This is a genomic window from Butyrivibrio sp. AC2005, from assembly GCF_000424145.1.
In the GTDB taxonomy this organism is placed as follows: Bacteria; Bacillota; Clostridia; order Lachnospirales; family Lachnospiraceae; genus Butyrivibrio.
Window position 1 is genome coordinate 138,953 of the sequence record NZ_AUJI01000012.1, and the last position, 10,082, is coordinate 149,034.

At 41.2% G+C, this 10,082-nt stretch carries 12 protein-coding genes and 1 pseudogene; 6 read left to right on the forward strand and 7 right to left on the reverse strand.

The genetic code is table 11. The features are described from left to right. Positions 1 to 584: 584 nt before the first annotated feature. The 7 genes from G602_RS25095 to G602_RS25110 form a co-directional block, all read right to left on the reverse strand. Positions 585 to 1,409, reverse strand: coding sequence for a DUF6551 family protein (locus G602_RS25095; RefSeq protein ID WP_044930973.1), 825 nt, complete (start codon positions 1,407 to 1,409; stop codon positions 585 to 587). Then, complete coding sequence (locus tag G602_RS0104155; RefSeq protein WP_026657825.1) at positions 1,399 to 2,349, reverse strand: hypothetical protein; 951 nt, start codon at positions 2,347 to 2,349, stop codon at positions 1,399 to 1,401. Before G602_RS0104155 ends, G602_RS25095 begins: the two co-directional genes overlap by 11 nt. Next, positions 2,333 to 2,716 carry a hypothetical protein gene (locus tag G602_RS25100; protein WP_155829678.1) on the reverse strand — a complete coding sequence of 128 codons (384 nt, stop codon included), beginning with the start codon at positions 2,714 to 2,716 and terminating at the stop codon, positions 2,333 to 2,335. Before G602_RS25100 ends, G602_RS0104155 begins: the two co-directional genes overlap by 17 nt. Further along, complete coding sequence (locus G602_RS25105; RefSeq protein WP_196808584.1) at positions 2,682 to 3,548, reverse strand: integrase; 867 nt, start codon at positions 3,546 to 3,548, stop codon at positions 2,682 to 2,684. The genes G602_RS25100 and G602_RS25105 overlap by 35 nt, the downstream gene beginning before the upstream one ends. Continuing rightward, positions 3,541 to 5,403 carry a recombinase family protein gene (locus tag G602_RS0104170; protein ID WP_026657826.1) on the reverse strand — a complete coding sequence of 621 codons (1,863 nt, stop codon included), beginning with the start codon at positions 5,401 to 5,403 and terminating at the stop codon, positions 3,541 to 3,543. The genes G602_RS25105 and G602_RS0104170 overlap by 8 nt, the downstream gene beginning before the upstream one ends. Further along, on the reverse strand, positions 5,400 to 5,972 hold the full coding sequence (locus G602_RS0104175) for a recombinase family protein (protein ID WP_026657827.1): 573 nt from the start codon (positions 5,970 to 5,972) through the stop codon (positions 5,400 to 5,402). The genes G602_RS0104170 and G602_RS0104175 overlap by 4 nt, the downstream gene beginning before the upstream one ends. Before the next feature lie 122 nt (positions 5,973 to 6,094). After that, complete coding sequence (locus G602_RS25110) at positions 6,095 to 6,445, reverse strand: helix-turn-helix domain-containing protein (RefSeq protein WP_044930974.1); 351 nt, start codon at positions 6,443 to 6,445, stop codon at positions 6,095 to 6,097. A gap of 131 nt (positions 6,446 to 6,576) precedes the next feature. Between G602_RS25110 and G602_RS0104185 the strand changes: the two genes are divergently transcribed. From G602_RS0104185 to G602_RS31215, 6 genes and pseudogenes are all read left to right on the forward strand, one after another. Then, positions 6,577 to 6,930 carry a helix-turn-helix domain-containing protein gene (locus tag G602_RS0104185; protein ID WP_026657829.1) on the forward strand — a complete coding sequence of 118 codons (354 nt, stop codon included), beginning with the start codon at positions 6,577 to 6,579 and terminating at the stop codon, positions 6,928 to 6,930. 273 nt (positions 6,931 to 7,203) lie between these two features. Continuing rightward, a complete protein-coding gene (locus G602_RS25115) occupies positions 7,204 to 7,554 on the forward strand; it encodes a helix-turn-helix domain-containing protein (RefSeq protein ID WP_081675826.1) in 351 nt (116 codons plus the stop codon). A gap of 239 nt (positions 7,555 to 7,793) precedes the next feature. Then, the gene (locus tag G602_RS0104195; RefSeq protein ID WP_026657830.1) at positions 7,794 to 8,234 is read left to right on the forward strand and encodes a hypothetical protein; all 441 of its coding nucleotides are present in this window, start codon (positions 7,794 to 7,796) and stop codon (positions 8,232 to 8,234) included. A 272-nt stretch (positions 8,235 to 8,506) separates the two neighbouring features. Continuing rightward, the gene (locus G602_RS0104205; RefSeq protein WP_026657831.1) at positions 8,507 to 9,118 is read left to right on the forward strand and encodes a hypothetical protein; all 612 of its coding nucleotides are present in this window, start codon (positions 8,507 to 8,509) and stop codon (positions 9,116 to 9,118) included. Positions 9,119 to 9,304: 186 nt separating this feature from the next. Further along, complete coding sequence (locus tag G602_RS0104210) at positions 9,305 to 9,541, forward strand: hypothetical protein (protein WP_026657832.1); 237 nt, start codon at positions 9,305 to 9,307, stop codon at positions 9,539 to 9,541. 331 nt (positions 9,542 to 9,872) lie between these two features. Next, positions 9,873 to 10,082, forward strand: a pseudogene (locus G602_RS31215) (IS5/IS1182 family transposase); the annotation flags it as partial.

The following is a 10,082-nucleotide window of genomic DNA, read 5'->3' on the forward strand; positions in this document are numbered from 1 at the left end:
ATAATAAGAGCTCTGATACATACAAGAAATGAATAAATATAAAGCGAACTGTGATATCACATTATGCTAATTTGTGATAGAGTCCGTTTCTTGTAATGAAGGTGTGGGAGTAATGTGGGAGTAATATTGTAGTGTGAATTTTATCGGACAGCATGGGTAGTGTACATTTATTATGGGAAAGTGTATACTCTATGCAAAAAACTTGCAATAACAACAAACATTCATAAATCCAAAATGAGTTAACACAAACACTTGGTTCTATGGAGCCGGGTATTTTTTACACACTAAGGAGGTGTGAGATATGGCTTCAGGTATGTGATGTTTGCAATAGGCATTATTACTGCGAATGGCGATAAGAACAAATCCGAAGCAAAGATGAATGAGATTCGAGAATTTGCTAAATCAATATAACCTATGAAAAACAGTGGCGGTGGGCTTACTGCTCACCGCTGTTGCTTTTTTCGAGGTAATCCTTAAGGAATGGGGTGATGACAGACAGCTCTTCTGAACACAAGGATAAAAAATCTATGAGTATCTGTTTGGGAGAGAGTTTGAAAAAATCTCTCCCGCAGAACTGTTATTACTCAGGCAGTTTCCTCTTCTTTTTCAGTAGCTTTCTTTTTCTTAGCATAGAGTTTTTCCATTTTGATAACACCATTGGATTTTCTATTGTTATAGGCAAGTACAAGTGCTTCAGCATAGCCAAGAGACCCTGCACGCCTGTCCTTTGCAGTGCGGGTGAGTTCTTTTATAGATATCTGGCTAAGTTTTTCTTTAAAGGCTTCATCACGGACTTCATCCCCGTAGGCAGCAAGAAACCTTGATACGCCCTTTAAGATATTGGAACTTAAGGACATAGGAGCACCTTCCCAGGTGGCAATGATGAGGCCAAGGATCCTACTCAGCATTTCATAGCCCTGCTTTTCAAATATCTCTTCAAGTGTAGAGATGGCGCAGATTGTACCGGGAGCTCCTGAAGATGAGAGTTCAAGGTCAAAGGATTCCACAAGATCTTTTATGAGGATCTGTTCATCGCTGCCGGCTTCAATATTTGCCATAAAAATCTCATAGGGCAGCAAAGGTTTGTTATACTTCATCTGGTTCGCAAAAATCTCGGCTTCTTCAGCATATTCGAGATCTTCATAGACCATGCACCATACAGGTGTTTCACGGGAACCAGATACCAGTGCAACGATCTCTATAGTGTGCTGTCCGTTGAAAACATAGTTTATCCCGTCACGTCTTGAGACTTTTACAGGATTTATCTGGTACAGATTAAAGTTTGCAGCGGCTTTCTGCACATGTTTAAGAGAAAGGTTGCGCTGGTAGTCCTGGTTTGAAACAAGGTTTTTTATAGGTATCTGCTCAAAATGCACATTCGGTACAAAGGCAGTTAAATCAGTTTGCATCTTCTGTTATTCCCTCCAACTCTGTTCGTATTATCTGGATATTCCGTTCTAAAATCCCCAATTGAAATATCAGTTTTTTAGCCGCGCCGGGAGAAACATCTGACATGTTGCTTCTGTCCCTGACGCGTCTTATGGTATCAGACCATGATGGAATGGTAAGACTAAGGCTCGATACATATCCATCAGGATCAAATTTTGGCATCTGTTTTATTTCAGGTATTATTCTGTTGTCAAGGTGCTGTGGTTCATCTATTTTAACAGGAGTATATCCTGGAAGCATCGTGGCATGTATCTTGTTTGCTTTTTCTCTTTCGATTATCTTGAGACTTTTCGTGAAATCATCATCGACCAGCTTACATAAATGAGATACTGCTTTTTTAGATATAGTGACAAGGCCTGATAAGATTTCTGTTACAAGCTCAGGTGAGCGTTCTCTTAACCTATCAATAGAAGATGCATATCTGGCGTATTCATGTATTGTGGCTGAAGATATGCCATAGAGATCCACCATATCGACAGTTAAAGGGTGGATGTCCTTGCTGTATTTTTTTTTGAGTTCAGATAGGCTTATATGCTCACATGAGGTCTCAATCTCTCCTTTATCATAAGCCGCCTTATGGTACTGATATTGTTTTCCAATCAGATAGGACTTGTACTGTGTCATTTCCGCAATATCAGTTGCAAGGAGCTGGCATATGCTGGCAAGCATCGCATTCTTTGATCTGAAAGAGAAGGTTTGTGTTTTTATATTGAAACCAGCATCGGCATATTCTTTATATTCATGGATCCTGTCCATAAGGATATTATTCCATACCGGGAATGGGGCAGGAGATATGCCTAGTCTGATATTTTCCCTTATTAAGTTGATGCCTGAGCTGTCAGGAGGCAGAAATAATACGGAGACATCCGGATCGATTCTGAGTTTATTGTGCTGCTGCATATTCGTCACTGTGGATCAATTCTGAGTCCGAGCCGTCAAACATGACTATATCCTCAGAATCGATAAGCACTCCTTCCATTCTGTATATCTGTTCATCTTCCCAGTTGGGATTTATCGCCAGCAGTTCCCTGACAAGATCAGTGCTGTATAACTGAATGCTCCTCTGGAGGAGCAGGGATTCAAGGTTTACTTTCTGTGATGTTATCGTCTGTTTTTCCTGCGCACGTATGGCTATCTTTGCCTGGCGTGGTGAAACAAGGATCTCTATATATCTGGGATTGCCGAGTGCGTCAAGTGTAGATCTGTGTATCCGTATAATGTTGTATTTGAAATCAACTACTAACATTGGAGAATGCCATCTGCTCATATTGTGGCTCCTTATCATCGTTGGTGGATTCATCATCTAGTGTCATGTTGTCTTCTGTATCCTGGATATCTTCCATGGTTGGAGGCGAAGCATTGTTGCCAAGTGCATCAAGAACTACAGTAGTTGGTGGTGTGGTGGATTCTGGTTCTTTTACTGGAGATTCTTTTTGCGTAGCATTTTCCTTAGAAGGATGTGCCTGCCTTTTTGGTTTCTTCTTAGTATCATCAGCGATGGTTATTACGGTATAACCGTCAAAGACATTGAGTTTTGTCTGAATAGCATGCTGACTTACCGGGATTCCGAACTGGTTCTTCCACTGTTCAGGGTAAGAGGGCTTACGGCTGTTCTTGACCTTCCCTTCATTGGTGATTTCCCTTAAGTAGATCTCAGGAGAAGAAAGATCAAAAAGGAAAATGGATTCTCCCTTGGATTTGATCATTTTGCCAAGGAATTTATATCTGTAATTTGGATCCCAACCCATCTCGTCGCAGAGCATTGCAAAGAAAGGACGGCATGTAACCTGCTTTGGGGATCTTTTTGCAGTTGCAGAACACCATCTGAATGAATCGCGTTCATCCTCATTGCAGGGCCTGACTACAAGCTTTTTCTTTTCCTTGTTGATAAGTATCTGGATATAATCAGTTTCAGGAAGCTTCTTGACGCAGGCTGTGTTCACATATACTTTTGAATCTGAAAATGTGATCGAGGGCTCAAAAACATGCGCGAAGAATTCCCCTCTTACAACCTGGAAGTCTTCATAACTGAAACTGTCATCTTCGATGATATCTATCTGTCCCCTAACTTTTTCACTGATCTGTGAGTTTTCACTCATCGCTTACCTCCTCCGGTATGTTTATGACTTCTTTTAACGCCTCCTTTATCGAATCCCTGCTGGTAACGTTCAGCGGTGCGAGATTACTGTAAAGATATCCTGCATTGTCAGGTTCAAGCTCTGACATGTCTGAGAATAAAAGAGTACTTGTCTTAATGCGGTAAAAACTGCTTCCAAAGCTTGTGATCCAGGCTTCAGGATATGCAATTATGCTGTCGTGGTCCGGAACATCCTGTTCATCCGTGTTGCCTTTTTTCTCTTCATTTACCTGGATGGGCACACCTTTTGGAATGATCATTTCCGTTTCTGTCATATCAAATATGAGAACTGCACCATCATCCTTCTGGACAAGTGTTCCTGTGCCTCTGTATTTGCAGTCCGTGTTCCAACCGAATATTTCAAAGAGTGTCGGGATGAATGCCTTTCCAAATATATTCTTTTTGGCTTTCCCTTTATGCTCATCCTTTGACCATTTCAGCGCATGCTTTTCATCCTTTTTTACTGCATGTACCACTAGCAGCTTTTCAATGGGATTAACAAGCAGTTCTATGTAGTCGGTATCCAGCTTTTTTATTGCTTCAAGCGAAAAGAACAGGTATTTTTCTGAAAAGGTTACATTTATGCGGCGGGCGGTATTAAAGAACTGGCTCCGGGCCACTTCATAGCCTCTAAGATCAAATTCTCCACTGGAAGCTTTATGGGATTTTGCTGATGTCTGCAGATCATTTTCATCAAAAACGCTAAGGGCTGCGTCCATGTAATCGTTTGCCTTAAAGCCTGCCCATATGGGATTTACATGAACAAAACCTTTTAGAGTCCCACTGTCTATAACACGTAGTTCCGGGAGAAAACCTTTGCCGCCGTACCTGGCATTTCGTATCATTTCCTGAACGGCAAGGAAATCATCCCGGGAGATTATAGGCTCATGGTGATCTTCACGGACATACTGGTTGCGGTTGAAGACATTCTTTTTTGACTTATGATCCAGGTAGTTTGGCGTATATGTTTTCCTTGCTATCAGGTCTCCGCAGTGCCTTTCATTTTGCAGTATTTCAAGTATGGAGCTGGGGGACCATTGGGTATTGCCGAGTTTTGTTTCATATCCGAGTTCTGTCAGTGTCTTCGCTATCTTGGTGGAAGAAAATCCTGATAGATACATGAAGAATATTATCTTAACGATCTTTGCCTCTTCTTCGTTTATTACAAGATTGCCGTCCTCATCGTGGTCGTATCCAAGAAGCTTCGGTGTAAGGAAAATCCCGTATTTGAAGCGCATCTCAATTGAAGTGTTCATGGCAGTGCTCTTGCTGTGGCTTTCTTCCTGTGCCATTGTTGCTACGAAGGACAGAGCCAATTCAGAGTCATCTTTCCTTGTATAGATGTTCTCTGTTTCAAAATAGACACCTACGGGAGGATTAAGCGCTAGCAGTTCACGGACCTGACCTATGCAGTCCACAATGTTCCTGGCAAATCGTGAAACGCTTTTTACAACGATCAGGTCTATGAGTCCTTTCTTACAGTCCTCAATCATCAGCTTGAACTGTTCCCGGTGCTTTAGTGATGTGCCGCTGATCCCTTCGTCGGCGTATATGTTCACGAGAGTCCAGTTATGGTGGTGCATTACAAAGTCTTCATAATAGTTTTTTTGAAGCTCATATGATGATGTCTGTCTGGGGTCCCCGGTACTGACCCTGGCATATACTGCTACGCGAAGCTGTGCGCTGTCATCAAAGATGCTGGATTCTTCGTTCGCAGGGATGACCTTTATAAGATCTGGGTCGATACCTTTATATCTGTCCCTTATTTTGGACTTCTGTTGTTCGATTGTTTTTGCTCTTTCTTCAGAGAGATTCATTTCCTGCCTCTTCTACTGTGTCTGGAGTGTATGCGAGATTTCTTTTTTGTACCGCTGGAATCATATTTTCCAGATGCATATCGTGTTTTTATTGGCTCTTTGGCATTTCCACTGCTTTTTTCTGATTCATTTATCAGTGAGTACATGTTTATAAATAAAGCGAGATTATCAGGTTTTCTTGTATCGATGTTCTCGTTGATGAAATAAATATCAACAGGAGGATTCAGGGAGTGAAAAACAGATACTTTTTTTATGCAGTCATCAATACTTCTTGAGAACTTGCAGATGCTTTTTGTGACCACCAGGTCGATCATCCCCTTTATGCAGTCATTGACAAGACGGTCATATTCCATGTGATTACCAGGCATCTTGCCTAATTCATCGATATCTCTGTAAATCCCGACATTTTTCCATTCAGGGTGTGCTTGTAGTAAATGACGGAAGACCGCATTCTGAAGTTCTATGACAGAAATGGGAGTATCATGAGTGACGCGGTTCCTGTCATAGAAAGCAACACGGATTATTTTGTTGTCAGACTCTTTATGTATTGCTTTTTGGGAAGTTGTCATGGAAGTCCTTTCTATAATTATTTCTTATAGAAATAATTATAGACGGCAAATCGTTCAAAAAAATAAGCCGTAGGTTAAGTAGTTAACCCTCAGTTAAAGATAATTAGCTGCAAGTAGAATTATTATTGTCTAAAAAAGCGGTTCTCTTTTAGTAACCGCTTTGTCTCAGAAGCCAATCCGTATATGATCTTTTTCTCATATAAGTTGCAGTCACTGAGCAGGTTGTAAAGATCGCTCTGATATTCTGTGTTGAGTTCCTTCTGGTTTCCGACAAGAAGGGTATCAGCTGTAACATCCAGTGCATCTGCTATCTGTATAAATGATTCGAGGCTCAGCTGCTTTTTGCCACTTTCAACCTGACTCATGAAAGGACCTGAGACACCAACTGACTCGGCAAGACCATACTGCTTGATATGCCTGGTCTTCCTGACCTCCTGAATACGTTCTCCCAATAATTTGTAATCGATTTCCATACATGTCCTCCTGAAAAAATATTTTTGCGATTCATCGTCAAGAGAGCAATACTTGCCCTACGGCTTATTCCTAGTATCTGCTATAGGCGATAGAATTTTAATAAAGTTAACTGATAAACAATGGAGAAAAGATGAAAGCAAAGAGTAGCGGTATTGGTGACCGCATAAGGGCAAAGAGAAAAGAACATAAGCTTAGTCAGCGTGAACTTGCAGAAATGGTGCATGTTTCTCCATCACATCTGAGTGATATTGAAAATGGGAAAAAGACAATCGGTGTTGATATCCTAATGCGTATTACGGAAGCATTGCAGGTATCTTCAGATTGGCTGCTCAGAACCAATATCCCAAGCGTGGGAGCGATAGAGGAAAAAGAACTCTCGGATATACTTGGGGATTGTGATCCGGCAGAGAGGAAGGCTATAACCAAGATTGCCCGAGCTGCTAAGACGGCCATGAGAGAAAAGGACGCAGAAAACAAGCAGTGATTTATAGTTGCTATGAGGAGGATTTGAAATATATTCTTTTTTGCAGCTGATCATGTGACAGTATTTATAGATATGATTTCCAGGAGTCTGGTGCCAATATGGCCTGGGCTTCTTTTTTATGCGCTAAATATTCATCCATTCATCTGATATCAAATATTTTTTACGAAATTTAAAGAGCAGTTTAAGAGGTTTAAAGTACGGCTTATTCCTACTGAATGCCGATAACGATAAACTTTGATTTAAGAGATTTAATGTTTAGGTGATGGAGCATTTATGAGCGCAGAAGGAGTAAAAATTGGCAAACGCATACGGGAGTTGCGGGAGAGGGCCGGGATGACACAACAGCAGCTTGCTGAGGCTGTTGCAGTTACTTCAGTTCATCTGAGCAATGTAGAAACAGGAAACGCTCTGCCTGGGGTGGAAGTTGTGATCAGACTGGCAGATTATTTCGGAGTTACTACAGACTGGATACTAAGAGGAAATGTCCCGGGGCTTACAGATAAGCTTGGAGAAGGCATGGCAAACCTGCTTTCGGACTGCTCCCCTGCTGAGAGAGATTTTTTAGAGGGCGTTGTTGAATCCACAAAGAAGGGCTACAGGAAATGCATAAAAGCAGGTGGATAATACTGCTGAAAAGGAGTGATTTCATTAAGCCAATCAGTATTGGTTTTCTGTATAAACTGCATAGAGATCGTATTAAGGAGTCTGGTGCCGAAATGGCCTGGGCTTCTTTTTTATAATCACTATTGCGCAAAATGGTTTGAAAGGGGAAGGTCTCCACCGTAAAAAGTACGGATGCAGAAAACTTTGCACCGCTTACAAAAGTCGCTGTTTGTAATAGATTTATGGTAGGGAGATTAAATATGGGCAGAGTATTTAACGGACTAACTGAAGAAGAACGGAACGACCTGCGGGCTGTTGCTAAGAACATTCTTTTTCTCCAGAAGTATCGGGGATATGATGACTTTAAGATGGCAGAGCTATGGGGAGATATTTCCCTGGATACATATGAAGGTTATAAGACTTATGGACCGGGAAAGGCAGCACTGAAATTTATAAATATAGCCAGAGAAGAAAATCTGGATCTAAATAGGTTCTTGCTGAATGATCCGGAGGCACCATTTTTCAGGAAAGAGCCATCAATAATAAAGCCATATGAGTATGCAATAAAGCTGATGGGAACCGCTATTTCATTGGAACCACATATGTCAGCTGAGGAAAAGAACAGCATTGCAGTTGAGTATATGAGGAGATTGGCACCATGGCTTTGGGATGGCGCAGATGGTAATGGCAAGATCCTTTAAATCGTCATGGATCCTGTAAAGCACGCAAGGGGAGTCATCCCCTTGTATGTTTTTTGGGTTCATGAAGTTTTTGTTTAAGTACTGTGAGGAGGGGGCATAGTCATGGCTGACAATCAGGAAGAGAAACATAGTAAAAGTATAGCTAATGGATTAGTGCGCTATCGTAGAGCTATGGAGAGAAAAATCAAGTAATATGTAGAACCGGACATATCAGCAGAAAACTGGTATGCCCGGTTTTGTTTGCTATTTTCTTATGAGGAGGTTTCAACATAATGAGGTGGATTAATTCAGAAGATTTTCGTGCAGTAGTACGGATGTGTAGAGAGTCAGGCTTTTCAGAGAACCGGGTATATGCTCTATGTGAATTGTTACTACCTACTTACAGAGAGAAATATTTATCAGCTAAGGCGGAAGGGGAAATAAAGCCAATGACTCCTGAAGAGATGGCAGCAAGTAAGAGAAAATGCCGGGATCTTTTTTTATATATCTTTTCAAAGCCTGTTGAGGAATCCTTGGAGGAACAGGAATCATTAATTGATGAACTTATAAAATTGATTTGGTTCAGGGAAAAGATAGATATGATTCTTGATCAAATGCTGGATTTCAGGGGTGTTGGGAATGGTTACGTTTATAAGATGATAATCAAGCAATGCTACTTCGATGATGAGATTCGTCCCAACAAAGAAATATACGATGGTTTAGGAGAAGGTGTAAAGAAAAGTAATTTTTATGATAAGCGCATAACTGGGATTCTTCTATTTGGAATAAAGATGTGGAAATATGCCTTGCGTCGTCAGAAAGAGGAGATGGAAGAGGGAATTATCCCATGGAAAGAATTGCCACAAAATCAGGAAGATCTAAGCAAATTACGACCAATAGATTAACTGTGTATGTGCTTGTCAGCAACTATTGTAATTGTCGGAATTGTCACAATTCTTTCGGACATTCTTCGGACGGCTTTCGGACACTCTTCGGACTACGTGAAATAACAAACGTAATGTATTGTGATACAATGCCATTGTTTTCGGAAACAGGTATGAAAAATTTTTATGAAGGAGGAAGAATTACAATTGAATAAGGGAACACCACAGGTTTGTCAGGTAGCGTTTTGTCCGGAGGATGGTATTCCTCTGCACGAGGCAGCTATAGCAGATGGTTTTGCATGGTGCGCAGAGTGTGAGAAGCTTTACCGTGTCGTTATTAAAAATGGTAGAGTGTCCGTCAGGGAGGATGATGAGCATGATGAGAATACAAGCTTCATCCGAAGATGGGTCAGAAGAATGCGGTATTCGCCAAGACGCAGGTGACAGATTCGTGGAGTAGATGTTTCTACTATATTAAGTGACATCTGCTTTTGGGTTTTCTCTTATGATGGGGAGTAAATTAAATATTATGAGGGTCATGTGCTCCGTGAACTGTACCGCATCGCCAGACGTATAAGACGGAAGGGTTCCGCTCATGATCCAAGAGTTTGCCTAGTGCTTAGAAGCTGAAATTATGCAAGGGAAGTCTGCAAAACGGAAAATGAAGGGGCTGTCGCACTAAGAATTAGTGCGAGGCCCCTTTTTAGTGCTAAAAGTCTTGATTAACACAAAGACCAGGCTTCGAAAAGCCTGGTCTTTGCTGTAAAATATATTTATGCTACTAAATAAAATCTTACAAGGAAATTATAGCCTTTCTTCCTTAAATCATCAAATAAAACTTCCGCTCGACATAGACCTATCAGTAGCAGATGACGATCCGGTACGCCTGGTAAGCGCATTCGTGGAGGAGATGGACCTTTCTGATCTTTATGCAACATATGAAAGAATCAGAAAAGGCCAGGCAACGCCCCGTCATATGATGAAG

Bases quoted from the DNA above. Each gene is read 5' to 3' on its own strand.
- G602_RS25095 (WP_044930973.1), bottom strand. From the start codon at position 1,409: ATGCAAACTGATTTAACTGCCTTTGTACCGAATGTGCATTTTGAGCAG.
- G602_RS0104155 (WP_026657825.1), bottom strand. From the start codon at position 2,349: ATGCAGCAGCACAATAAACTCAGAATCGATCCGGATGTCTCCGTATTA.
- G602_RS25100 (WP_155829678.1), bottom strand. From the start codon at position 2,716: ATGAGCAGATGGCATTCTCCAATGTTAGTAGTTGATTTCAAATACAAC.
- G602_RS25105 (WP_196808584.1), bottom strand. From the start codon at position 3,548: ATGAGTGAAAACTCACAGATCAGTGAAAAAGTTAGGGGACAGATAGAT.
- G602_RS0104170 (WP_026657826.1), bottom strand. From the start codon at position 5,403: ATGAATCTCTCTGAAGAAAGAGCAAAAACAATCGAACAACAGAAGTCC.
- G602_RS0104175 (WP_026657827.1), bottom strand. From the start codon at position 5,972: ATGACAACTTCCCAAAAAGCAATACATAAAGAGTCTGACAACAAAATA.
- G602_RS25110 (WP_044930974.1), bottom strand. From the start codon at position 6,445: ATGGAAATCGATTACAAATTATTGGGAGAACGTATTCAGGAGGTCAGG.
- G602_RS0104185 (WP_026657829.1), top strand. From the start codon at position 6,577: ATGAAAGCAAAGAGTAGCGGTATTGGTGACCGCATAAGGGCAAAGAGA.
- G602_RS25115 (WP_081675826.1), top strand. From the start codon at position 7,204: ATGAGCGCAGAAGGAGTAAAAATTGGCAAACGCATACGGGAGTTGCGG.
- G602_RS0104195 (WP_026657830.1), top strand. From the start codon at position 7,794: ATGGGCAGAGTATTTAACGGACTAACTGAAGAAGAACGGAACGACCTG.
- G602_RS0104205 (WP_026657831.1), top strand. From the start codon at position 8,507: ATGAGGTGGATTAATTCAGAAGATTTTCGTGCAGTAGTACGGATGTGT.